Origin of the sequence: Aeromonas sp. DNP9 (assembly GCF_001728955.1) — a bacterium.
Lineage (GTDB): Bacteria > Pseudomonadota > Gammaproteobacteria > Enterobacterales > Aeromonadaceae > Aeromonas > Aeromonas veronii.
The window spans coordinates 20,277-42,567 of the sequence record NZ_LYSQ01000001.1; the positions used below are offsets into that span (position 1 = coordinate 20,277).

The 22,291-nt window shown below is 57.6% G+C and carries 21 protein-coding genes and 3 tRNA genes; 12 read left to right on the forward strand and 12 right to left on the reverse strand.

Annotation, left to right across the window (positions count from 1 at the left end; all coding sequences use genetic code 11):
- The first annotated feature begins 17 nt into the window (after positions 1 to 17).
- The 8 genes from A9G06_RS00080 (at position 18) to A9G06_RS00115 (ending at position 9,208) form a co-directional block, all read left to right on the forward strand.
- Positions 18 to 1,445, forward strand: a complete 1,428-nt coding sequence (locus A9G06_RS00080) for a VasL domain-containing protein (RefSeq protein ID WP_069553867.1) — start codon at positions 18 to 20, stop codon at positions 1,443 to 1,445.
- Between the two features lie 305 nt (positions 1,446 to 1,750).
- A complete protein-coding gene (locus tag A9G06_RS00085) occupies positions 1,751 to 2,038 on the forward strand; it encodes a type VI secretion system PAAR protein (RefSeq protein ID WP_019444936.1) in 288 nt (95 codons plus the stop codon).
- A gap of 11 nt (positions 2,039 to 2,049) precedes the next feature.
- Positions 2,050 to 4,101: a type VI secretion system tip protein VgrG gene (locus A9G06_RS00090; RefSeq protein WP_069553868.1), complete on the forward strand. Its 2,052-nt coding sequence runs from the start codon at positions 2,050 to 2,052 to the stop codon at positions 4,099 to 4,101.
- A gap of 1 nt (position 4,102) precedes the next feature.
- Complete coding sequence (locus A9G06_RS00095) at positions 4,103 to 4,828, forward strand: DUF4123 domain-containing protein (protein WP_069553869.1); 726 nt, start codon at positions 4,103 to 4,105, stop codon at positions 4,826 to 4,828.
- Positions 4,825 to 5,340: a hypothetical protein gene (locus A9G06_RS00100; RefSeq protein ID WP_069553870.1), complete on the forward strand. Its 516-nt coding sequence runs from the start codon at positions 4,825 to 4,827 to the stop codon at positions 5,338 to 5,340. The genes A9G06_RS00095 and A9G06_RS00100 overlap by 4 nt, the downstream gene beginning before the upstream one ends.
- A 121-nt stretch (positions 5,341 to 5,461) precedes the next feature.
- Complete coding sequence (locus tag A9G06_RS00105) at positions 5,462 to 5,977, forward strand: DUF3304 domain-containing protein (protein WP_069553871.1); 516 nt, start codon at positions 5,462 to 5,464, stop codon at positions 5,975 to 5,977.
- Between the two features lie 2 nt (positions 5,978 to 5,979).
- On the forward strand, positions 5,980 to 7,683 hold the full coding sequence (locus A9G06_RS00110) for a DUF2235 domain-containing protein (RefSeq protein ID WP_069553872.1): 1,704 nt from the start codon (positions 5,980 to 5,982) through the stop codon (positions 7,681 to 7,683).
- 151 nt (positions 7,684 to 7,834) lie between these two features.
- Positions 7,835 to 9,208, forward strand: coding sequence for a tetratricopeptide repeat protein (locus A9G06_RS00115; RefSeq protein ID WP_069553873.1), 1,374 nt, complete (start codon positions 7,835 to 7,837; stop codon positions 9,206 to 9,208).
- Positions 9,209 to 9,373: 165 nt separating this feature from the next.
- On the opposite strand, the gene A9G06_RS00120 is transcribed toward A9G06_RS00115, so the two are convergent.
- The 8 genes from A9G06_RS00120 to A9G06_RS00160 all read right to left on the reverse strand — a co-directional run bounded on the left by A9G06_RS00120 (position 9,374) and on the right by A9G06_RS00160 (position 15,738).
- Positions 9,374 to 10,096 carry an AcvB/VirJ family lysyl-phosphatidylglycerol hydrolase gene (locus A9G06_RS00120; RefSeq protein WP_069553874.1) on the reverse strand — a complete coding sequence of 241 codons (723 nt, stop codon included), beginning with the start codon at positions 10,094 to 10,096 and terminating at the stop codon, positions 9,374 to 9,376.
- 11 nt (positions 10,097 to 10,107) lie between these two features.
- A complete protein-coding gene (gene mprF / locus A9G06_RS00125; RefSeq protein WP_069553875.1) occupies positions 10,108 to 12,657 on the reverse strand; it encodes a bifunctional lysylphosphatidylglycerol flippase/synthetase MprF in 2,550 nt (849 codons plus the stop codon).
- 153 nt (positions 12,658 to 12,810) lie between these two features.
- Positions 12,811 to 12,993 carry a hypothetical protein gene (locus A9G06_RS00130; RefSeq protein WP_005337116.1) on the reverse strand — a complete coding sequence of 61 codons (183 nt, stop codon included), beginning with the start codon at positions 12,991 to 12,993 and terminating at the stop codon, positions 12,811 to 12,813.
- A gap of 54 nt (positions 12,994 to 13,047) precedes the next feature.
- Positions 13,048 to 14,373 (reverse strand): two-component system sensor histidine kinase RstB, encoded by a 1,326-nt coding sequence (gene rstB, locus A9G06_RS00135; protein WP_069553876.1) that lies wholly within the window; start codon positions 14,371 to 14,373, stop codon positions 13,048 to 13,050.
- Between the two features lie 21 nt (positions 14,374 to 14,394).
- Positions 14,395 to 15,105, reverse strand: a complete 711-nt coding sequence (gene rstA / locus A9G06_RS00140; protein ID WP_069553877.1) for a two-component system response regulator RstA — start codon at positions 15,103 to 15,105, stop codon at positions 14,395 to 14,397.
- A gap of 314 nt (positions 15,106 to 15,419) precedes the next feature.
- Positions 15,420 to 15,495, reverse strand: a tRNA-His gene (locus A9G06_RS00150).
- Positions 15,496 to 15,547: 52 nt separating this feature from the next.
- A tRNA-Arg gene (locus A9G06_RS00155) sits at positions 15,548 to 15,624 on the reverse strand.
- A 37-nt stretch (positions 15,625 to 15,661) separates the two neighbouring features.
- A tRNA-Pro gene (locus A9G06_RS00160) sits at positions 15,662 to 15,738 on the reverse strand.
- A 213-nt stretch (positions 15,739 to 15,951) separates the two neighbouring features.
- Between A9G06_RS00160 and folD the strand changes: the two genes are divergently transcribed.
- The gene (gene folD, locus A9G06_RS00165; protein WP_005346435.1) at positions 15,952 to 16,806 is read left to right on the forward strand and encodes a bifunctional methylenetetrahydrofolate dehydrogenase/methenyltetrahydrofolate cyclohydrolase FolD; all 855 of its coding nucleotides are present in this window, start codon (positions 15,952 to 15,954) and stop codon (positions 16,804 to 16,806) included.
- A gap of 116 nt (positions 16,807 to 16,922) precedes the next feature.
- On the opposite strand, the gene cspD is transcribed toward folD, so the two are convergent.
- The gene (gene cspD / locus A9G06_RS00170) at positions 16,923 to 17,141 is read right to left on the reverse strand and encodes a cold shock-like protein CspD (RefSeq protein WP_005300025.1); all 219 of its coding nucleotides are present in this window, start codon (positions 17,139 to 17,141) and stop codon (positions 16,923 to 16,925) included.
- Between the two features lie 229 nt (positions 17,142 to 17,370).
- Between cspD and clpS the strand changes: the two genes are divergently transcribed.
- Both clpS and clpA read left to right on the forward strand, forming a co-directional pair.
- On the forward strand, positions 17,371 to 17,688 hold the full coding sequence (gene clpS, locus A9G06_RS00175; RefSeq protein WP_005337111.1) for an ATP-dependent Clp protease adapter ClpS: 318 nt from the start codon (positions 17,371 to 17,373) through the stop codon (positions 17,686 to 17,688).
- A 59-nt stretch (positions 17,689 to 17,747) separates the two neighbouring features.
- Positions 17,748 to 20,003 carry an ATP-dependent Clp protease ATP-binding subunit ClpA gene (gene clpA, locus A9G06_RS00180; protein WP_069553879.1) on the forward strand — a complete coding sequence of 752 codons (2,256 nt, stop codon included), beginning with the start codon at positions 17,748 to 17,750 and terminating at the stop codon, positions 20,001 to 20,003.
- A gap of 68 nt (positions 20,004 to 20,071) precedes the next feature.
- On the opposite strand, the gene infA is transcribed toward clpA, so the two are convergent.
- From infA to aat, 3 genes are all read right to left on the reverse strand, one after another.
- A complete protein-coding gene (infA, locus tag A9G06_RS00185; protein WP_005300033.1) occupies positions 20,072 to 20,290 on the reverse strand; it encodes a translation initiation factor IF-1 in 219 nt (72 codons plus the stop codon).
- Positions 20,291 to 20,358: 68 nt separating this feature from the next.
- Positions 20,359 to 21,075: an arginyltransferase gene (locus A9G06_RS00190; protein WP_019445526.1), complete on the reverse strand. Its 717-nt coding sequence runs from the start codon at positions 21,073 to 21,075 to the stop codon at positions 20,359 to 20,361.
- The gene (aat, locus tag A9G06_RS00195; protein ID WP_019445527.1) at positions 21,072 to 21,779 is read right to left on the reverse strand and encodes a leucyl/phenylalanyl-tRNA--protein transferase; all 708 of its coding nucleotides are present in this window, start codon (positions 21,777 to 21,779) and stop codon (positions 21,072 to 21,074) included. Before aat ends, A9G06_RS00190 begins: the two co-directional genes overlap by 4 nt.
- 19 nt (positions 21,780 to 21,798) lie before the next feature.
- Here aat and A9G06_RS00200 point away from each other — a divergent pair, with 19 nt between their 5' ends.
- Positions 21,799 to 22,269 carry a glycine zipper 2TM domain-containing protein gene (locus A9G06_RS00200; protein WP_005359981.1) on the forward strand — a complete coding sequence of 157 codons (471 nt, stop codon included), beginning with the start codon at positions 21,799 to 21,801 and terminating at the stop codon, positions 22,267 to 22,269.
- Positions 22,270 to 22,291: the final 22 nt, after the last annotated feature.

The window sequence follows — 22,291 nt, forward strand, 5'->3', positions numbered from 1 at the left end:
GCATTTTGGAATCCGATATGTCACAGAATCAACAAGGCCAGCAGGCATTGAAAGTGGGGCGTGACCCCAGAATGTTGCCGGAGTACGAGGCGCTGCGCGCCGAGATCAACAAGCTCAGCCACGCCTCCCGCCCCGAGGTGGATTGGGTCAGGATCCATCAGCTCGCTAGCCAAATCTTTGAAAAGCACGGGGTGGATCTGCAAACCGCCATCTACTTCACTCTGGCGCGCTCCCGCATTCAGGGGCTGAGCGGCTTTACCGAAGGGTGCGAGTTTCTCGCCAACCTCATCGTCACCCAGTGGGAGAGTTTCTGGCCACCGGTGCATCAGGAGCGGGCCCGCATCGAGATGCTCGACTGGTTTATCGCCCGCATCAGCGACGTGATCCGCCAGTACCAGATCCGCCATGAGGACAAGCGGTTGATCTACCGCTGCGAGCGGGCGCTGCAACTCATCAGCGAGAAGCTGCACAACGCCGGTTTGAGCCGCATCCCCCGGGTCGAGAATCTGGTGCACTTTATCGAGGGGTACACCCATCTGTTTGACGAGACCGAGATTGTCATCGTCTCCGATGAGCCGGGCCTCAAGGATGAGCTGCAGATCCCGCCGATGGTCTTCTTCAAATCCGACATGGAGAGCGACCACGGCGCCTCTGTCGGGGCAACCCCGCACCTGCCTCAGGGCAGTATCCTGGTGGGGCGTGAGAAGGGGCAGATGAAGCCGACCGTGCTCAAGATTGAGCAGCACCGCAAACAGCGGCCGGCTTGGTTCTGGTTTGGCTGTGGCCTGCTCACCTGCGCCTTGCCCATGATGGGATGGCTTGGCTGGCAACATCAGCAGCAGGAGAAGGTCATCGCGGCGCAACGGTTGCAACAACCCGCTGCAGCGTTACCGCAGGCCCTGAGTTATGACGACATTCGCCAGGCGCGCATCGTGTTGGGGGAGCAGACCCTGCAGGGGATGGAGAGCGAGCTGGTGTCGCGTTATCAAGCACAGCTGGACCGGCTGGAGCAGACCTCTCCCCTCTACTGGTACCGCTATGGCGAGGGGCTGCGCAATTCGCTGCAGATGCTCTATCCCGACTCGCTGGCGGTCAAGGCGCTGGACAAACAGTGGCAGACCGCGCTGGCCGGCCAGCAGGGGGATCTCAACCGGGTTCCGACCTATCTGGAGGCGCGCGCCGGGGTCGATGCCCTGATCGATCAGCTGCTGGAGCTGGAGCGTCAGCGCAAGACGGTCACGATTTCCTACCTCAAGTCCCAGCTCTACGAGGTACAGAAGAACCTGATGCAGGAGGTCCCGTTCAGTTTACGTCTGAGCGAACTGGAGGAGCGAAAAGCGTCGCAGGAGCCTATTACGGCCGCCGAGCTGAAAGGGATAGAGAGTGACTTGAAAGCACTCAATATCCGGCTTTACCAACTGCAGCAGGGGCTATCTGGTAGCTGATTGCTCTGTTATACGCAATCAGTTGCGCATATTCCAGAGGGTTGCACTGCAGATGCAATATTTGGTAGGGGGATTGCCCAGTTTGCGCAATCTCTTGCGAATGGATAAGCCTGTCATCTATCGAAAGAGATTAACCATTTGATTTTATTTGGCTAATTTCGCCAGTGCTAAATGGCATAGCCTGTGCTGTGGCCTGTTCTGTTTATCCGCTGTTTATCAAAGTCGCCTGTGCCTGGTGCGTTCCACCGGGCACAGGGGCAGAGGGATGATGTCTGTGCGTCTCCCCGCTCATATGGAGAATGACTATGTGCCCCGCTATCGCACTGCTCGGTGACATCGGCACCGACCACGATGGCTTTCCACCGACCCCGGTGATAGCTGCCAGTCCCGACGTGTTCCTCGATGGCAAGCCTGTGGCTCGTCAAGGTGATCCACTGGCGCCCCATGACAAGCCCAACAACCCGCCGCACCCACGGGCCATTGCCGGTGGTGTTGGCTCTGTGCTGGTGAATGGCAAACCCATCGCCGTCACCGGCACGGCAGTGGATTGTGGTGGCGTGGTGATTGGTTCCGGTAGCGGACAGGCAGGATAAGGAACAGAGTCATGGCGCAAAGCACAGGATTACAATTTACGGTCAAGGTGGGGGCGTTGCCCGAGAGCACCTTTGTGGTGGCCAGTTTCCAGCTGGATGAGGGGCTGAACCGGCCGTTCAACCTGCAGCTGGAGTTGGCGAGTAGCCAGCCTGATGTCGACTTTGGCGCCGTGCTGGACCAGCCATGCGAGCTGATGGTGTGGTACAACGGCGAGTTGCAGCGTCGGGTATGCGGGGTGGTGAGCGAGTTTGCCCAAGGGGACAGCGGCTTTCGCCGCACCCGTTACAGCCTGCAAGTCAAACCTGCCCTGTGGCGATTGGGCCTGCGCCAGAACTCCCGCATTTTTCAGGCGCAAAAGCCTGATGAAATCCTCAGCATCCTGCTGCAAGAGCACGGCAATACCGACTACGCTTTTGCGCTGAAGAACGAGCACGCCCAGCGGGAATACTGCGTGCAGTATCGGGAGACCGACCTCGATTTCGTGAATCGCCTCGCTGCCGAAGAGGGACTGTTCTACTTCCACGAGTTTGAAGCAGGCAAGCATCGCATCGTATTTGCCGACGATGCAGCTGCATTGACCCAAGGCCCCGAGCTTTTCTTCAACCTCGGCAACCGCTCGCTGGAACAAGGCCCTTACGTGCGCCAGTTCCACTACCGCGAGGCGGTGCGCCCCTCGGATGTGGAGCTGAAAGATTACAGCTTCAAGACGCCGGCCTATGGCCTCTCCCACAAGAAGCAGGGTAGTGAACTTGAGCATCAACGGGATACCTACCAGCACTTCGACTACCCGGGCCGCTACAAGCAGGACCCGAGCGGCAAGGCGTTTGCCCAACACCGGCTCGATGCGCTGCGCAATGACGCAGTGGTGGGTAGCGGCAAATCCAACAGCGCCGCATTGCTGCCGGGTCAGCACTTTTCATTGACCGAACACCCCAATGGCAGCCTTAACACCGACTGGCAAATCGTTCATATTCGCCACACCGGTGAGCAACCGCAAGCGCTGGAGGAAGAGGGGGGTAGCGGCCCGACCGTCTACCAAAACGAATTTGGTGTAGTGAAAGCGAGCACCACCTGGCGCGCCCGCATCGGCAGCCCCGAGGCACCTCACAAGCCGATGGTGGACGGCCCGCAAATCGCCATCGTAGTCGGCCCCGAGGGGGAGGAGATTTACTGCGACGAGCATGGCAGGGTGAAGCTGCAGTTCCCGTGGGACCGCTATGGCAGCTCCAACGACCAGAGCTCCTGCTGGGTGCGAGTCTCCCAAGGCTGGGCGGGCGGTCAATACGGCATGATGGCGATTCCGCGCATCGGCCACGAAGTCATCGTCTCATTTCTGGAAGGGGACCCCGACCAGCCTATCGTGACCGGTCGTACCTACCACGCCACCAACCGGCCGCCATATGAGCTGCCCGCCAACAAGACCCGCACCGTGCTGCGCACCGAGACCCACCAGGGTGAGGGCTTCAACGAACTTCGTTTTGAAGACCAGGCGGGGCAGGAAGAGATTTATATTCACGGTCAGAAAGACCTGAACGTACTTATCCAGAACGATGCTGCCTGGCATATCAAGCATGACGAGCATCGTGACATCGACAACGAGCGGGTCACCCGCATCAAGGCCAATGACCACCTGACGGTGGAGGGTGAAAAACGGGATCACATCAAGACGGACTATTCGCTGACCATAGATGCCTCCCTGCATCAGAAGCTGGGTCAATCCTTGCTGGTTGAAGCTGGGCAAGAGGTACACCTGAAATCCAGTAACAAGATCGTGCTGGAAGCCGGTGCTGAGCTGACGCTCAAGGTTGGCAGCAGCTTTGTGAAGGTTGACCCCAGTGGGGTGACGCTAGTTGGTCCCAGCATCCAGATGAACTCCGGCGGCAGTCCGGGTTCTGGCTCTGGTTGGGCGGGTCAACTGCCAAGCTTACCCGGTGCGGTGGAGGTAGTCTCTCCACCCAAGCCACCGCTGTTTAAGGCCATGCCACCTTTGGAAAAACCAGTCTGCATTCCTTGCATGCAGAGGGCCATGGCTCAGGGCGATGCCGTGGTGAAGGGAGAGTAAGATGCTACCTGAATTAATCTGGCGTGAAGGAAAGACTGTAGCCCTTCTCGAAGCGGCCCATCTCACTGCCGAGCAGCGAGAGAGGCTGAGTGAAGGGCGTTTCTTGCCGCTCTATCTGCATGACGACCTGTTTGAACTGGTCAATCTGGGCCCCTGGCTCTGGCAGTGCTCACAACAGGATGAAGGCTTGCTGGCCGAACTCGTCGAGCAGGGGCATGTCGTGGGGTTGATTGACAGCGAGCGACCTGTAGAAGCCCTGCAAGAGCAGTTGGCTCTGGGTGCAAGAGTGATAGAACCAAACGGCAAGTTCAGTATGCTGCTGCGGTTCTATACCCCTGATGCCTTGCTCTTGCTGCTTGAGCAGCAGGATGCCCCCTGGCTTGGCGGTATCTTTGGTGGCATCAGTCGTTGGTGGCTGCGGGAGTGCAATGGCAACTGGCGTGAGCTGGACTTGTCTGTCCCCCCGGCAGGACCAGTTTTGGTACAACTGACCCCGACACTCTATCAAGCATTGGAAGGCTCACCGCAAGCCCATCGACTGCTGGCGCTCTGGCAATCAGGGGATAATATTGCTCAGTTTCCGCCTTGTGAGCGGATGACCATGGTTCGCAAGGCACTCGACAAGGCCAAGCAGGCAGGGGCAAGCGACGCTCAGTTAATGCTCTGGGGATTGGCCTATCTGGAAGGTGGGCGCTCAGCATTGGAGCAACTCAAGCAATCAGCATGACAGTAGAAAGAAGCCTGACACGATTTATTTCCACCATGGTCACGGCTGCGTGGGACTTGATGCCTCGTTGGGGACGCTGGCTGAGTGCCATTGTACTGGTGCTCTGGCTGGGATGGACGTTTCTGTTACAGGAGCGGCATGGCGGGGCCTCTATCGTGGTCCATTCAGTGATCGACCGCCCAATCAGTTACGTCTATGTCAATGGCAAGATGGGGAGCAACACATTTGCGTTTGACGGGCTCAATGCAGGCGGTGGTAGTGCAGGCCCCTATCGGCTTGACGGTGACACGGTGAAGATCGACTGGTTGCTTAGCACCACGCGGGAGCAATTGGATAAGGAAGGGCTGCGGCCAGAAAAGCACTCGATTACCCTGCCCATGCCCAAGCGGGAAAAGGGGCAGGATAACTTTCATGTCCTCTTCTTGCCCGACAATAAAGTGATGGTGCGATGGGGGGGGTGGGCTGAGCCTGTGATGAATGACGTGATTGATACCTATCGGACGAGTAAATAGTGATGGTGGATAGGGATGACCAGAAGTGCCGTATTGCTCGAGAAGAGAGCCTAAATCAAGTCGGCATCGGCACCAGTTCGCTGGTTGAGCGTTTGGCCCAGGAAAAACGAAAGAGACAAGCATGACAGTAGAAAGAAGCCTGACACGATTTATCTCCACGATGGCCACGGCTGCGTGGAACTTGATGCCCCGTTGGGGACGCTGGCTGAGTGCCATTGTGCTGGTGCTCTGGCTGGGATGGACGTTTCTGTTGCAGGAGCGACATGGTGGGGCATCTATCGTGGTCCATTCTGTGATCGACCGCCCCATCAGTTACGTCTACGTCAATGGCAAGATGGGGAGCAACACCTTTGCATTTGACGGGTTCAGTGCTGGTGGGGGCGGTAGTGCGGGTCCCTATCGGATCGATGGCGATACGGTGAAGATCGACTGGGAACTCGATATGACCGAGGAGCAAGAAAAAGCAGGCTACCGATTTGAAAAACACTCGCTCACCCTGCCCATGCCCATGCGGGAAAAGGGGCAGAATAACTTTCATGTCCTCTTTTTGCCCGACAACAAAGTGATGGTGCGATGGGGGGGGTGGGCTGAGCCTGTGATGAATGACGTGATTGATACCTATCGGACGAGGAAATAGTGATGGTGGATAGGGATGACCTGAAGTGCCGGATAGATCGAGAAGAGAGTCTGCATCAGGCGCGGATCGGTACTTGCTCGCTGGCGTTGCAAATTGGTTTCTTCTTCGATGGCACCAAGCGAAATATCTACACAGATGAAGAGATCCGGCGGCTAACCAATGTGGGGCGTCTGTTTCGAGCCCATCCGGATAAAATCAAGGCTCCACTCACCTCGTCCTATTCATACGCCAAGGTCTACATTCCCGGCTTGGGCACCGAGCTCAACGATACGATTTCTGAGCAACTGGACAGCATTCTGGATGCAAGGCAGAAGGCGTTGGTTGGTGATTACCTTGACGATCTGAAAGGTCAGGCGAAAGAAACGGTGGTCGAGGCCGTCAAGGGGGATTGGAGCAAGGTTCTGACCAATAAGCTCGGCGACATGCTGACTTTGAAGAGTGGTTTCGAGGCATCATTCTCCGCCGCCAAGAATGCGGCCAAGCGAGCACTGGTCGAAGCGGTGGCTCCTATCCGGGATCTCCCGTGGGTTGCAGACTTGTTTATGACCGGGGTGGACGCCAGAGTCGATTTTGCCAAAAACAAATTCAAAGAAAACATAGCGCTCAGCAAGAAAGAGAATCAGCTTCCCATCAAGTTGATCCAGGTATCGGTCTTCGGGGCCGATCTGGGGGCGGCTCTGGCTCGCCGCTTTATCGAGGAGCTGCTGGAGTCGGTCTGTACCAAGGTAGGCAACGAGTACCGCTATGAGGAGAGCAAGGTCGAGGTGATCTTCGCTGGCCTCTTCGACAGCTCACGGCGTAGCCTGCTCGATATGGGTGACACTGTTGCGGAAGTATCTGACTGGGCCGGTCTGTTGACCAAAAATCCGGCTGGCGTGCCGCTGGGCGTAGTGGCTGGGGCCAAGGTAATCGACTATGACAAGCCCCTTCACCAAGCCGTCAAGCGAGCTCTGCATCTGGTTGCCGCCCACGAACGGCGAGACTATCGCCCACTGCTCCCCCTTGGGCCGCTCAAGCAAGGATGGCGGGAGGAGCTCTGCCCTGGCATCAGCGAAGATGTTACCGGGGGCTTGCTGCCCAACGAACAGCGGCCCAGTGCCGAGCTTTGCCGGGTGCCGCTTAGAAAAATGTTTGATACCGCTCGTCGGGCTCAGGTGCCGTTCCCAAACTTTCGTACTTTGGAAAAAACATCCCGTAAGGTTGCTAGCTACTTCGTTATGCTGGACAACCTGGCCGGATACTCCGTGCAGGATTTCAGCGACTATTACCAGAAGTGGGCCGGTCGGGTCGATCCTACTCCGGCAGGTTTCGAACGGCATATGACTTGTTACTGTATCTGGCTGGGAGAAAAGCTGTACGACTACCAGGCTCGTCTCGAGGATACTCGTGGTAGTGAACGCGATGAACTCAAGGCTCGTTGGGGCTGGCTTGAGCAGGTTGGAAAGGATGCCGATGACATCGTGATGTGGCAACGCTACCAGAGCAAGACTGTACAGGCCGCGAAATATGTAAAGTACTTTAACGAGTCTCAACGGGTACCACGTGAAGTGGATGCTTTCTTCAACTACTTCATGCATGACTTCAGCTCGAAGGAGCTCAAGCACGCAACACTTAACGCTCAGGCCAACACCATGCTCCGCAGCAACAACTTCTTCGTTCCCCGTGGCATTGAGACGGTGGAAGCTGATGAGGAGGCAGCAGCATAGAGCAGCATAACCCTCCTGACAAGCAAGGCTGATGGCCAGGGAAGGCGCTGCATCAGCTATATGCCCATCAGGTGGCTGCATCGCATAACGAACCCGCTTGCAAGATGGCAGTGATTTATCCGCAACATTTTCACTCAGAGTAGATTTTTCCATGAAATTTCGTGCTTTATGGCTGGTGCTGGCGACCGGTATGCTCGCAGCCTGCTCTTCTACTACGTCACTCACTGATGCCGAGCTATCCCAAGCCGCAAAGCAGGGGGATGGCCGCGCCCAATATGAACTGGCCAAACGGCTGGCAACCCAACCCGATTACCCCAATGCCATGCACTGGATGCAGCAAGCGGCCGAGCAGTCTGGCCCTTTGGCCGCAGATCAGCAGGTCCGCGCCAATGCGGCTTGGCAAGTGGGGGACTGGTATCAGGCCGGGCTCGGGGAGCCCAAAAACCCGACGCTCGCTACCCAGTGGTGGCAGCGCTCGGCTCGCCTTGGCAATACCAACGCCAGTTATCGGCTGGGCCTGATGTGCCAGGAGCAGCATCAAGGCAAGCTGGCAAGTGGCTGCCTCGACTGGTTCGAGCAGGCTGCCAAGCAGGATCATGCAGGTGCTCAGTTGGTGCTGGCCCGTTGGTACAGTGCACAACCGGGTGCTCATGCTGATGCTGATACCATAAAATGGTTAGAAAAAGCGGCAGGACTGGGCAACCGTGATGCCCAGTACTTGCTGGGTGAGCGCTATGCGCAAGGTAAAGGGGTCGCCAAACGGCCGGATCTTGCGCAGCGCTGGAACGACAAGGCAGCAGCCCAGCAGCAACCGGACGCTTTGCTAAAGCAAGCCAGACAGGCCGCCCCTATCCATGGGTTCGCTGCCTATCAACGGGCGGCCAATGCGGGCTCTGCTGAAGCCGAGCTCTGGCTTGGCCAGGCTTATCTGGCAGGGGAGTTGGTATCAGCAGACCCTGCTTTGGGCCGTTACTGGCTGGAGCTGGCCGCTGCACACGGTTCCCATGAGGCCGAATATCAATTGAGTTTGCAGCAGGTAGACCGGGAGCAGCAGATCCACTGGTTAATGCGTGCTGCTGACGGTGGTGTGACCAGGGCATGGTTCGATCTGGCAGCACTGCAGCAGGAGCAAGGTGAACTGGAGCAGGCCAGAGCCAGCTATGCCAAGGCCGCCCGGCAAAGGAATAGGGCTGCACTCTATGCCTACGGTGAAATGTTGCGTTTGGGGCAAGGGGGCAAAGAAGATTACGCGCTGGCACTCAAGCAGTATCGGCAGGCGGCCCAACAGGGTGATCGTATGGCGCAATACCGGATGGGAACCATGCGTGAAGAGGGGCTGGGGGCTCCGCGTAACCGGGTACATGCCTATGCCTGGCTGTCATTGGCAGCAACAGAAGGGATGCCGGAGGCGGTGCAGGCTCGCGACGAGCTGGAAGCAGCGATGACCAAGCCGGAGGTCAAACAGGCGCAGAAACTGTCGGAGCACTGGTTTGGCAAAATGACATCAACCGTAAACAAGAGCTAAACACGACCTCCAGGACCAGTATGGGAATGTAATCGTAATCTGGTAGGAAGTGATTCACGTGTCTTGTCAAATTAGGGTTAAAGGGCCTCTCGCAAGAGAGGCCCTTTGCATTGCTCGCTGATTTGCCCTGATCGGTACTTGAAAGACATACCATGGTGATACCGGTTAATGCTCCACAGTCAGCGGATCTGGGGGCAGGTTCAGGTGCTTGGTGATGGCCTGATTGAGCTGGGGGTAGTTATCGTCAAAATGATGTCCTCCCGGCAGGGTGATGCTGGTGACGTTGGGTTGGTTGAGACGGGGACAGAGGCGGTCGCCGTCATCGTCATCGGCGCCTTGCAGGCAGAGCATCGGCAGATCGCGGATGGTCTTCACCTGCGGCTCGGTCGGGTAGCTACGTGTCTTGTGGGTTAGCATGTCGCTGACGTGGATCTCGAAATCCGAGCTGGTGGAGGGGGAGATCATCACGGCCCCGACCAGCCCTTGACGATAGTGCTCCGGCAACCGGTTGATGACGAAGGGGGCAATCTCGGCACCAAACGAGAAGCCGATCAGCAGCCAGCGGGGGCGCTGCCAGCGAGTCTGGTAATCATCGAGGAGCCGCTCCAGATCGGCGGTCACCTGCTCCGGGGTTTTCTTCTTCCAGTAGTAGGTGAGGGAGCTCCAGCCCACTACCGGCATGCCGTGCAGCTGAAACTGGGCACTCAACCCCTGGTCGAGGGCCGCCCAGCCACCATCGCCGCTGAGAAAGATCACCATGGGGGTGTCGGATGGCTGCTTGACCGGCAGCTCAATCAGGCTCAGGTCATCCTTGACCGGGGCGGCGTGCGCCGCAAAAGACGAAACGGGCAGTACGAGACTGAGTAACAGCAAAATCAAGGCTCTCATTGGCCATGCTCCTATTTCTTGATCAGCCCCAGCGGGCCGCGGCTAATCAGGGTGATCAGGTGAGTCAGGGTTCTGGGCAGTACCAGCTTGCTGCTGCAGAGCAGGTAGCGGGGTTCCCAGCGGGGCGAAAATTTCTCCTTGTAGCGTCTGAGCCCCTGGAAGTTGTAAAAGCGGCTGCCACGGACGAACAGGGTATTGCCAAGACGGGCCCAGTAGCTGTTGAGCGGGTGATCGTTGAAGCCGGACATGGGGGCCATCCCCAGATTGAAGCTGGCGTACCCTTGCGCCTTGCCCCACAGCAGCAGCTCGACAAAGAGAAAATCCATGATGGGAGTGGTGCCGGTATCCAGGCTGTAGCGCATCAGATCGATGGAGAGCATCTCCTTGCTGTCGCTCACCCAGAGGTTGGCAAAGCCGACGATCTGCCCCTCGTGCCACACCAGCGCTGCCGGGCTCAAGGTCAGGTAGTCAGGCTCGAAGCGGCCGACCGAGAAGCCCTTCTCCTTGCCCATCTTGCTCTGCAGCCAGGTATCGGAGACGGTCTGCAATCTGGGCAGCAGGGGGGCCACGGCGCTTGCCTCGACCACCTCGAAGGTCAACCCTTCCCGTTTGCCCTTGGCGTGGCTCTGGCGCAGGTTGCGCAGCCGGCTGCCCGCCAGATCGAAGGTAGCCAGATCGACCATCGCCTCTTCACCAAGCTTGAAGGGGATCAGTCCCAGCTCCAGATAGAGCGGCAGATAGCGGGCCGAGACCTGATAAAAGACCGGATTGGCGTCGTGCTCGTCGCAGCGCTCGCGAAATTGCCAGAGCAGCTCTTCGATCTGCTCGGGGTGACCGACGGGATCCCCCATCACAATCCAGCTGTTGCCCTCGATGCCATACATCAGGAAGGCGTCGCCGGCGGGGTGGAACAGCAGGGACTTGTCCTGCAACTGGGCCAGATAGCCGTAGATCCCCCCTTCGCGCACCACCAGCTCGTGGGCGCGCGCCAGCGTCTCCTTGTCCGGCTTTTCACCGATTACGCGCAGCGGTGCAAGCAGCTGGGCAACCCCGGCAACGGCCAGCACGGCCACCACGCTCCCCATGGCGCGCAGGCCGCGGGCAGCACCGCCGTGGGGCGAGAAGTGGAACCAGAGGGCGTGATCATACTCCACCTGACGGTAGGAGAAGAGCAGCAGCCACAGCGCTCCCAGCAGCACGGCGCCGACTGAAATGAGCCAGCCCGGGGTGTACTGGGGATAGAGCAGCGACCCCTTGCGATAGAAGAGGGAGCGGCAGGGGGTCATGATGAGCAGGAAGCTGCCGAGCAGCAGGGCTGACTCCCAGTCCCCCCCCTTGAGCAGGGAGAAGGCGATACCCAGAGCCAGCAGCAGCTGGGTGATGCGAAACGCGGCGTCGTGACGGCGATAGAGGCTACGCGCCAGCAGGATCAGGAGGATACCGCTCACGCTGCCGAGCACGTGGGAGAGCTCCAGCAGATGGAGCGGCAACACCTGTAGCCACACTTCAATGTGGCTGCGCATGGTCGGGATCATCCCCGAGCAGAGCAGCAGGCTGCCAGCGGCGAAGGTGCCCATGCTGATAAGGGCGGGCAGAAATTCGCGCACCACGCTCATCAGCCCCTGTAGCCGCTGCCAGCGTGCTTTTTGTTGCAGCATCTCCTGACTGGTAAAGAGCAGCAGGGCACAGAGAAAGGGGAGCAGGTAATAGATGCAGCGGTAGAGCAGTAGCGAGGCAAGCAGCTTGTCGGTTGGCAGGTAGTTAGCCAGCAGCAGGCTCATGCTCGCTTCGAACACCCCGATCCCGCCCGGCACGTGGGCCAGTACCCCAAGGAAGCTGGCCAGCACGAAGGCGCTGAGCAGCACGTGATAGGGAACGCTCTGAGTGGGCAGCAGCACAAACAGCACGGCGGCGGCGGCCATCCAGTCAGCCAGCGCGACCAGCAGTTGCAACAGGCGTACTTTGAAGCCGGGCAGGGTCAGGGTGTGTGTTCGCCAGGAGAGACGTGGAGCGGGCCAGCAGAGGTAGCTGGCCACCAACAGCAGAGCCATGCCGCCCGCCAGCCTGAGCAGGGTATCTGCCCATTGCGGCCAGTCAGGCAGCAACTGTGATACATCGCAGGTCAGTAGGGCGTCACCTCCCCACGCCAGTAGGCCGAGGAAGAAGGTGATGGAGCAGAACAGCACCACTCGGGCCACTTCTCCGGTGGCGAGCCCCAGTGCAGAGTAGAGGCGATAGCGTACCGAGGTGCCGGTCAGCAGGGCAAATCCCAGGGTGTTGGAGAAGGTGTAGGCGATAAAGGAGGTGATGCTGACCTGTTGCCAGGGAAGGCGCTTGCCCAGCGCATGGAGCGCCAGCATGTCATAGCAGCAGAGGCAACCATAACTGAGCAGGGTCAGCAACAGGGCGCCCGCCAGTCGCAGCAGGGGTTGGGACCAGATGGCCACACGAATATCGTGCCAGTGCCATGCCTGGGTCAGGTGATACAGCACGGTCAGTGCGGTGCCGAGCAGCAGCAAGCTGCATAAGGGGCCGAGCCATTTAAGCAGATGACGCCACATGCCATGTTCCTGTGGTCATTGACCGTTTCCCGCAAAGGGGGAGCCGGGTCGTGGATCCGGTTTGGACGAGGGAGGCGCTCGTCAGGAAAATTTCGGGAAGAGATGGAAAGGGAGGCGTCAGCCTCCCTTGGTGCTATCAAGTGACCGGTTGGATCACTTGGTTTTCGGTGCGACTTTGACGGCAGGGGTCTTGGCGTGGGTGGCTTTATGGTGTTTTTTCACCACCTTGGTCTGGGTCGCCTGCGGTGTGGCTGTCTTGGTCGGGGTGGCCGCCATGGTGAAACCGGAAGTGAGGGCGAAGACGGCTGCCAGGGTCAGAGGAATGATCTTTTTCATGTTCAATTTCCTTATTCGGGTTGATGTTATGGAGCGTTCTCCATGACAGTCATCCTATGACGGTTGCAGCGGCCCTTCAGTGAGCGGTTGGTGACGGTTTGTATCCAAATGTACAGGCAGGGTGAGGCAGAAGCGGGCACCGTGGTCACTGGCCAGCAGCGCCACATCCCCCCCGTGATGACGGGCAATGCTGCGCACGATGGCCAGCCCCAACCCGGTGCCGCCGGTGCGACGATCCCGGCTCTGATCAAGGCGTACGAACGGCTCGAAGATCTGGGGTGCCAGCGCGGGATCGATCCCCGGCCCATCGTCCCTCACCTCCAGCAGATAGTTCTCCTGTAGCCGCGAGATGGAGAGGGTGACCTCGCTCTCGGCGTAGCGCAGGGCATTGCCGATCAGGTTCTCTACCGCGCGTGCCAGCAGACGCTGATCGCCGCACCAGGGCATGTGACGTGGCGGCAGATCGAGGGTGAGCTTCTTTTCGGGGGCCAGCGCTTGCCAGTCGCCGAGATGCGCTTGTGCCCAGTTGCTGAGCTCAAGCTCGTCCTGTTGCAACGGCAACTCGGGTCTATCCAGCCTGGCGTAGGTGAGCATCTCTTCGATAAGCGAGTCCAGCGCCCCCAGATCTCGCTCCAGCGCCTGCTGTTCTTGCTCGGCAGGGGCAGGATCGAGCATGGCAAGCCGATAGCGCAACCGGACCAGTGGGGTGCGCAACTCGTGGGCGATGGCATCGGTCAGTTGCTTGCGGCTGGCAATCATGGCCTGCAATTGGGTCGCCATTTGATCGAAGGTGCGTCCCACCCGGGCCAGACTGCTGCCCGGTGGCAGATTGGTTCGGCAGGAGAGATCCCCATCGCCTACGCGACGTGCTGTCTGCTCCAACTGCTGCAAGCCGTGCCAGTGGGGACGCAACCACAGAAGGATGGGTAGGCCGAGAGAGAGGCCGATCACCAGCAGCAGCCCCACATCGACCCAGTGCAGCTCGTGCAGGTAGGAGAGGTAGGGTACAGGGCCGACAATCAGCACCCGGTCGGTATCGGGGATGCGCTGCAGGAAGGTGTCATCCTCCTCGACGATGACAATGTTGCCAGCGGCCAGAAAGGCCTGATCCTCGCTGGCCAGGGGCTGGCGCACCAGCTCGCCGATCTTGAGGGGGAGGGTAAACTGACTGCTCTGCTCGGCCAGTCGATCGGACCAGTGCTCTGGCGGGGTTCTTGCCAACTCGCCGGTCAACAGGCCAAGAGAGCCCTGCATCATGCGTTCGAGATAGCGATCACCCGCCCGTTCGGCGGTCACCTGATAGACCACTCCCACCAGCAGGATGGCCAAGGTGAAGCAGCAGATCAGCAACAGATAGAACTGGATAAAGAGACGGCGCATGGCGGTGCTCCCGAAAGAGGGTTATTCCCAGGCGTGGGGGACGAAGAGGTAGCCTTTCTGGCGCACCGTCTTGATCCGGGTCGGGTTGTCGGGGTTATCACCCAGTTTGCGGCGCAGGCGGGAGATGGCCACATCCATGCTGCGATCCTGACCGTCGTACTCCCGGCCGCGCAAGTTGCGAAAAAGGGCTTCCCGACTCAAGATTTGGCCCGCGTGGCAGGTGAGCTCCCACAGCAGATCAAAGTCGGCGGTCGAGAGGGCAATGCTCTCGCCATCGAGGCGCACATCTCGTCCTTGACCATCCACCCGCAGCCGACCAAATTGCAGCTGCTGGGGAACGCTGCTGGTGGCTGCCGGTTGGGTTGGTGTTTGCTGGTGCTGGCGAAATTGCACCCGAAGTCGGGCCAGCAGCACCGGTGGTGGTGTCGTTTTGAGGATGTAGTCGTTGGCGCCCAGCTCCAGACTCAGGATCTGGTTCATGTCGCTATCCAGCGAGGTGAGCATTACGATGGGGCCGTCGAAGCGTGGCCGAAGATCCCGACAGAGGGACATGCCATCTTGCCCCGGCAACATGATATCGAGCAGTACCAGATCGGGCTGTTCGGCCTCTACCCGGGCCAGTGCCATATCTCCTCTGGGCTCGAGGATCACGTCCATATCGTGGCGACCGAGCCAACTGCTGATGAGCTGGCCAATCTCGGGATCATCTTCGACAAAAAGAATGCGTTGCATAGAAAAGCTCCAACGGGAAGCAGGAGAGAAGAAGAGCGATCAGCATATCAATGGCGCCTGGGAAATACAGAAAAAGAACCAAGCAGGCTGATGTGTGGGGGAGTGTGGCTGTGTATCGACGGGGAGGCGCGAATCGTGACAAATGGGCGGAGCCGCGTTTATCGATCTGGAGGATGATGGCCTTGCAGACAAGGCAAGGTGCTGCCTGGCACAAAACAAAAAAACCGGCCAAGGCCGGTTTTTCGCGGAGCAGACCAGAAGGTCACTGCACCAAGTCGATGGACATCACCTTGCGGTGATTATCGACAGAATAATGGGGTGGCTGATGGGGCTCGAACCCACGACAACCGGAATCACAATCCGGGACTCTACCAACTGAGCTACAGCCACCACTGAAATTTTCATCAACACTCGCCAATCCAGAAGAAAAGGAGAGCATTAATGGCGCGCCCTGCAGGATTCGAACCTGCGACCCACGGCTTAGAAGGCCGTTGCTCTATCCAACTGAGCTAAGGGCGCTTTGTACCAACACGTCTTGACGACGAGTCGATGAACATGGTCGGTGATAAAGGATTCGAACCTTTGACCCTCTGGTCCCAAACCAGATGCGCTACCGGACTGCGCTAATCACCGAAAATCCCTGACCAGCATATCGACAAGAGTCGTACTGGGCAACGGGCGGGCATCATAGCCAAGCGTAAGGGCCAGCGTCAACGACTTTTTCCCCCAGTAAATTCAAGTGCCTACTTATTGCCCGCTACCGGTCTGGCGTGCGTCTGCCGCTAACATCCCGGCTAAAAAAATGCGACAATGCGTGGCAGTTGAACACATGGTGAGTGGAGAACGATGTCTGCCAAAATCATAGATGGAAAACAGGTTGCGCAAACGATTCGCAGCCAGGTCGCGGCGCAAGTCCAACAGCGGTTGGCGGCAGGGAAACGGGCTCCTGGGCTGGCAGTCATTCTGGTGGGGGCGGATCCCGCCTCTCAGGTCTATGTCGGCAGCAAGCGTCGGGCGTGCGAGGAGGTGGGGTTTCTCTCCCGCTCCTATGATCTGAGTGCCACTGCCAGTCAGGAAGAGCTGCTGGCGCTGATCGACCAGTTGAATGCGGATAGCCACGTAGATGGCATTCTGGTTCAGCTGCCGTTGCCGGATCACTTTGATACCACTCAGGTGCTGGAGCGGATCCAGCCTGACAAGGATGTAGATGGATTTCACCCGTATAACGTCGGCCGTCTGGCCCAACGTATTCCGGCGCTGCGCCCCTGTACTCCGAAAGGGATCATGACACTGATCGAGACCACTGGCGTGAAGACGCACGGTCTGCATGCGGTCGTGGTGGGCGCGTCCAACATAGTGGGGCGTCCCATGACCCTCGAATTGTTGCTGGCGGGCTGCACAACCACGACCTGTCACCGCTTTACCCGGGATCTGGAAGATCAGGTACGCCGTGCCGATCTGCTGGTTGTTGCGGTCGGCAAGCCCAACTTCATTCCTGGCGAGTGGATCAAACCGGGGGCACTGGTAATCGATGTGGGCATCAATCGCTTGGCTGATGGCTCGCTGGTCGGGGATGTGGAGTTTGAGACGGCGCGCAGCCATGCCTCCTTCATTACTCCGGTACCCGGTGGCGTGGGCCCGATGACGGTCGCCAGCCTGATGGAAAATACCCTGATCGCCTGCAGTGAATATCACGACTGATCATGGCTGGCGATAACCTGTGATCCCATGAGGAGGCAGGATTCGCCAGAAATCTGACAATAAAAAACCGGTTGCTCAGAGAGGAACCGGTTTTTTATTTATCCAACGGGTGTTATTTACATATTTTGTGCTTCGTTTGGCACAATCACAGAGGCGTGATTTCCTTTCGGCCCCTGCTGCAGTTCAAAATTGACAGCCTGACCCGCTTTCAGGGTCTTGTAGCCCTCCATTTGAATCGTGGAGTAGTGAGCGAAGATATCCTCACCGCCCCCTTCCGGACAGATAAACCCAAATCCTTTTGCGTTGTTAAACCACTTAACTGTGCCGGTTGCCATACTTCTACATCCTTTTATTGATTACCCAGAAGTCGTTGAGTAACCTGCGCCAGCCCTTTATAACTAGGGACATGGGCCCATAGCAGACGGGCACAGATTAGCAAGTAACCAATCTAGTCTAACTTTTGAGCGAGTCAAGAAGTTGTTAACAGCTGATGTGATCTGGTTAACAAGTCTATTGACAACCTTGTGTTAGACGGTAGTAATCTAGAGGTACCAAAGCGCGATTATGAGCAAGCAGAAAGAACTCTTTGCTAATGAAGAGATTGCAGAAGCAGAGAAAACAAAGCTGCAGCCGCCACCCATGTATAAGGTTGTGTTGAACAACGATGACTACACGCCCATGGAGTTTGTGGTGGAGGTGCTGCAAAAGTTCTTTGGTATGGATTTGGACAAGGCGACTCAGGTCATGCTGAGTGTGCATTATAGTGGTAAGGGTGTCTGCGGCATGTTTACCGCAGAGATCGCCGAAACCAAGGTTGTCCAGGTCAACACCTATGCACGTAACAACGAACATCCACTGCTCTGTACTATGGAAAAGGCTTGAATCTGATGACTTGATGGCGAGTGTGACACCACATTGTAGCTGTACTAGGGGAGGTGCCTATGTTGAATAAAGATCTAGAAAAGACGCTGAACGAGGCTTTCAAACTGGCCCGTGACGAGCGCCACGAATTCATGACCGTCGAGCACCTGTTGTTAGCCCTTCTGGATAACAGTTCAGCCCATGAGGCGCTGAGCTCCTGTGGTGCCGATGTTGAGCAGATGCGCAAGGAGATCCGCGCATTCATCACCCAAACTACTCCGCTCATACCGCGCGACGATGAAGATCGTGAAACCCAGCCGACACTGGGCTTCCAGCGCGTGTTGCAGCGTGCCGTCTTCCATGTGCAATCCTCCGGCAATACCGAAGTCAGCGGCGCCAACGTGCTGGTCGCTATCTTCAGTGAGCAGGAGTCACAAGCTGCCTATTTCCTGAAAAAAGCCGAGATCAGCCGTCTCGACGTTGTCAATTTCCTCTCCCACGGGGTGCGCAAGGACAGCAAGCCGGATCTCGGCAGCAATAACAATCCCGAGTCTGATGATGATGTCTCGGCCGCGCAGATCGAGAGCTTTGCCACCAACCTGAACCAGCTGGTGCTGGAAGGGCGCATCGATCCGCTGATTGGCCGTGATCAGGAGCTCAACCGTACCATTCAGGTGCTCTGCCGTCGTCGTAAGAACAACCCGCTGCTGGTGGGTGAAGCTGGCGTGGGTAAAACCGCCATTGCCGAAGGGTTGGCCTATCGCATCGTCAAGGGGGATGTCCCCGAGGTGATTGCGGGCAGTACCATCTACTCGCTGGATATGGGCTCTCTGCTGGCGGGCACCAAATACCGTGGTGATTTCGAGAAGCGCCTCAAAGTACTGCTCAAGCAGATTGAGCGTCAGGAAGGGGCCATCCTCTTTATCGACGAGATCCATACCATCATTGGTGCCGGCGCGGCATCCGGTGGTCAGCTGGATGCGGCCAACCTGATCAAGCCGCTGCTCTCCAATGGTTTGCTCCGCTGTGTGGGATCCACCACTTATCAGGAGTACGCCCAGATCTTCGAGAAAGACCGTGCGTTGGCCCGTCGCTTCCAGAAGATCGATATTGTCGAGCCAACTATCGATGACACCACTCGCATCTTGATGGGACTCAAGAGTCGCTACGAAGCCCACCACGGCGTACGCTATACCGCCAAGGCGATCCGTGCAGCTGCCGAGCTCTCTGCCAAGTACATCAATGATCGTCACCTACCCGACAAGGCGATCGATGTGATCGACGAGGCGGGTGCCGGTCAACGGTTACTGCCGGCGAGCAAGCGCAAGAAAGTGATCAATGTGCAGGAAATTGAGTCCATAGTGGCCAAGATCGCCCGCATTCCGGAAAAATCAGTCTCTTCTTCAGATAAAGAAGTACTGAAGAACTTGGAACGCAATCTGAAGATGGTGGTCTTTGGTCAGGATAAAGCCATCGAGGTGCTGACCGATGCGATTCGCCTCTCTCGTTCAGGACTTGGCAACGAGCGTCGCCCGGTTGGTTGCTTCCTCTTTGCCGGTCCTACCGGTGTTGGTAAAACAGAGGTGACCCAGCAGTTGGGCAAGGCGCTGGGTGTCGAGATGCTGCGCTTTGATATGTCCGAGTACATGGAACGCCATACCGTATCTCGCCTGATTGGTGCGCCTCCTGGCTACGTTGGTTTTGAACAGGGTGGTTTGCTGACCGATGCGGTTATCAAGCATCCTCACTCAGTAGTGTTGCTCGACGAGATTGAGAAGGCTCACCCGGATGTGTTCAACCTGTTGTTGCAGGTGATGGACAACGGAACCCTGACCGATAACAACGGGCGCAAGGCAGATTTCCGTAATGTGATCCTGGTAATGACCACCAACGCCGGTGTGCAGGAGACCCAGCGTAAATCGATTGGCTTCCAGCAACAGGATTTGAGCCACGATGCCATGGCGGTGATCAGCAAGACCTTCAGTCCGGAGTTTCGTAACCGGCTTGATCACACCATCTGGTTCAACCATCTCGATATGACGGTGATCCATCAGGTGGTCGACAAATTCATTGTCGAATTGCAGGTTCAACTGGATGCGAAGGGCGTCTCTCTCGAGGTGTCCGAGCGTGCCCGCCACTGGTTGGCAGAGAAGGGATATGACAGAGCCATGGGCGCCAGACCGATGGGTCGGGTAATCCAGGAGCACCTCAAGAAACCCCTGGCCAACGAGATCCTGTTTGGTTCACTGGTTGACGGGGGAATTGTGAAGGTTGAGTTGGTAAATGACAGCCTCAGCTTTGATTTTCAGGTCAATGTTGAAGCTGTTTCCCACTAAGCGTCAGTGATCAGAAAACGACAAAAAACCCCAACCGAAAGGTTGGGGTTTTTTGCTGAATTCCTGGCTTAGCGAGAGCGGAAAACAATACGTCCCTTGGAGAGATCGTAGGGAGTCAGTGCTACCGTTACTTTGTCTCCAGTCAGGATACGAATGTAGTTTTTGCGCATCTTGCCTGAAATATGAGCGATAACCACGTGACCATTCTCCAGTTCCACACGGAACATGGTATTGGGCAGGGTTTCGAGAATAGTGCCCTGCATCTCAATACTGTCTTCTTTAGCCATTGAATCCTCTTGATAAGCCACAACAAAAAACCGCTGGATCATGCCGGATTTAAGGCTATGTGTAAAGTTTACTCGGGCTTGGTGTCGATATTTTTCCATTCCCCCTGAATTAACAGCTCGTGAGGAAGATAATTGCGCTTGTAATTCATCTTGCGGCACGCCTCCACTAGATAGCCAAGATAGAGCCAGCTTCGCCCTGTTCGCCTGGCCAGATCGAGCTGGCAGAGGATGGCAAAGGTGCCCAGGGAGCGATCGGCATAATCCGGATCGAAGAAGGTGTACATGGCGCTCAAGGAGTGGGGCAGCAGGTCTGTGGTGGCGACACCGATCAGGCGTCCCTCCTTGCGCATCTCCAGGTAGAGCGGCGGCATCCAGTCACAATGGAGAAACCCGCGATACTGGCTGCGGTTGGGGGGATACATGCTGCCATCGTGATGGCGTTCGCGGATATAGCGTTCGTAGAGCAGGTAATACTCGGGTTTGTCATCATAGCTCAGGACGATCTCGATATCTCTGTTGAGCTGGCGGATCCGCTTCTGGCCGCGGCTGGGGCGAAAGCGCTCGCTGTGAATTCGAAGGGATTGGCAGGCATGGCACGCCGGGCAGTGGGGGCGATAGATGTCGTTGCCACTGCGGCGAAAACCGGCAGTCAACAATCGCTCGTAACCGTTGGCGTTGAGCAGATTGTGATCCATCAGCACCAGCAACTGCTCCTGTTCATGGTCCAGATAACTGCAGGGATGCTTGGGAGTCAGCCCTACTTTAAGGATCACTTCTTCAGTCATAGGCTGATCTCCCCCTCTTGCCAGCAGGAAGCCAACAGTGGTTGATGGCCAAGGCGCGCCAGCTCGGCCAGAAAACGGGCCCTTGGCCACTCCTCGATACCCAGGGTCGCCAGAAACGGGTTCTGCATCTGGCAATCGATGAGAGCGCCGCGATGGCGGGCGAAGTGGCGACAGAGTGCCACCATGGCAAGTTTGGCGCCGTTATCAATCCGGCTGAACATGGATTCACCGCAAAACAGTCGGCCGATAGAGAGGCCATACAGTCCCGCTTGCAGCTCTCCCTCCTGCCAGATCTCGATAGAGTGGGCATGACCCAGCCGGTGCAACTGCTGGTAGGCCTCGATCATGGGTTGACTGATCCAGGTGCCATCGGCAGTGCGACGAGGGGCGGCGCAGGCGGTAATGACTTCATTAAAGGCGCGATTGACGGAAATATCGAATGGGGTACGGCGGATAATCTTCTGCAGTGTCCGCCCCACATGGAGTTGGTCGGGACGGATCACCCCGCGGGGATCCGGTGACCACCACAGGGTCGGTTGGTGGGGTTCATTCCACGGGAAGATCCCCTTGTGGTAAGCTGCCAGCAATCTGGCAGGGGAGAGATCTCCACCGATCGCCAGCAAGCCGTTGGGCTCTTCCAGCGCATGGCTGGGGTCGGGAAACCAGCAAAGCTCATCATCCAGTTGGGTAAGATAGCGAGACATAAGGCAACGAGGTTCATAGATGAAGGCCATTATCCTGATAGTATCCAGCTTGTTCTGCTTTGTCACTGCGCCCGCCGGGGCGGAGGTCTACCAGCGCAATACCGCGCGGCCGGTCAATCAGGTGGTGTTTGGTCAGGTCGAAACGGTGCGCAATATTACCCAGCGCCAGATCCTGGAGTCCGAGCACTCTGGCTGGAAGACGCTGGGTGGTGCCGTGTTGGGCGGCCTGCTGGGGAACCAGTTTGGCGGCGGTCATGGCCGTGAAATTGCTACCGCCGTCGGTGCACTCGCGGGTGCGGCCGCTGCGCAGCAATACCAGTCTGGGGGAACCGTGGTGGAAAACAAGTTGGTGGAGCTGCTGATCCGCAACGAGCAAAATGCCCTTATCAACGTGATCCAGGATTATGATCCCGCCATGGTCTTTGCCAATGGAGACAAAGTTCGCATTCTCTACTTCGATGATGGGGTGCGGGTCGACAAGACCTACTGACTTTCGATAGTCATGGTGATGG

Coding starts and splice junctions, on each gene's coding strand:
- clpS (WP_005337111.1), top strand. CDS start 17,371: ATGAGCAAGCAGAAAGAACTCTTTGCTAATGAAGAGATTGCAGAAGCA.
- A9G06_RS00095 (WP_069553869.1), top strand. CDS start 4,103: ATGCTACCTGAATTAATCTGGCGTGAAGGAAAGACTGTAGCCCTTCTC.
- A9G06_RS00080 (WP_069553867.1), top strand. CDS start 18: ATGTCACAGAATCAACAAGGCCAGCAGGCATTGAAAGTGGGGCGTGAC.
- A9G06_RS00130 (WP_005337116.1), bottom strand. CDS start 12,993: ATGAAAAAGATCATTCCTCTGACCCTGGCAGCCGTCTTCGCCCTCACT.
- aat (WP_019445527.1), bottom strand. CDS start 21,779: ATGTCTCGCTATCTTACCCAACTGGATGATGAGCTTTGCTGGTTTCCC.
- infA (WP_005300033.1), bottom strand. CDS start 20,290: ATGGCTAAAGAAGACAGTATTGAGATGCAGGGCACTATTCTCGAAACC.
- A9G06_RS00190 (WP_019445526.1), bottom strand. CDS start 21,075: ATGACTGAAGAAGTGATCCTTAAAGTAGGGCTGACTCCCAAGCATCCC.
- A9G06_RS00100 (WP_069553870.1), top strand. CDS start 4,825: ATGACAGTAGAAAGAAGCCTGACACGATTTATTTCCACCATGGTCACG.
- A9G06_RS00105 (WP_069553871.1), top strand. CDS start 5,462: ATGACAGTAGAAAGAAGCCTGACACGATTTATCTCCACGATGGCCACG.
- rstB (WP_069553876.1), bottom strand. CDS start 14,373: ATGCGCCGTCTCTTTATCCAGTTCTATCTGTTGCTGATCTGCTGCTTC.
- folD (WP_005346435.1), top strand. CDS start 15,952: ATGTCTGCCAAAATCATAGATGGAAAACAGGTTGCGCAAACGATTCGC.
- A9G06_RS00085 (WP_019444936.1), top strand. CDS start 1,751: ATGTGCCCCGCTATCGCACTGCTCGGTGACATCGGCACCGACCACGAT.
- rstA (WP_069553877.1), bottom strand. CDS start 15,105: ATGCAACGCATTCTTTTTGTCGAAGATGATCCCGAGATTGGCCAGCTC.
- cspD (WP_005300025.1), bottom strand. CDS start 17,141: ATGGCAACCGGCACAGTTAAGTGGTTTAACAACGCAAAAGGATTTGGG.
- A9G06_RS00120 (WP_069553874.1), bottom strand. CDS start 10,096: ATGAGAGCCTTGATTTTGCTGTTACTCAGTCTCGTACTGCCCGTTTCG.
- A9G06_RS00115 (WP_069553873.1), top strand. CDS start 7,835: ATGAAATTTCGTGCTTTATGGCTGGTGCTGGCGACCGGTATGCTCGCA.
- A9G06_RS00200 (WP_005359981.1), top strand. CDS start 21,799: ATGAAGGCCATTATCCTGATAGTATCCAGCTTGTTCTGCTTTGTCACT.
- A9G06_RS00110 (WP_069553872.1), top strand. CDS start 5,980: ATGGTGGATAGGGATGACCTGAAGTGCCGGATAGATCGAGAAGAGAGT.
- A9G06_RS00090 (WP_069553868.1), top strand. CDS start 2,050: ATGGCGCAAAGCACAGGATTACAATTTACGGTCAAGGTGGGGGCGTTG.
- clpA (WP_069553879.1), top strand. CDS start 17,748: ATGTTGAATAAAGATCTAGAAAAGACGCTGAACGAGGCTTTCAAACTG.
- mprF (WP_069553875.1), bottom strand. CDS start 12,657: ATGTGGCGTCATCTGCTTAAATGGCTCGGCCCCTTATGCAGCTTGCTG.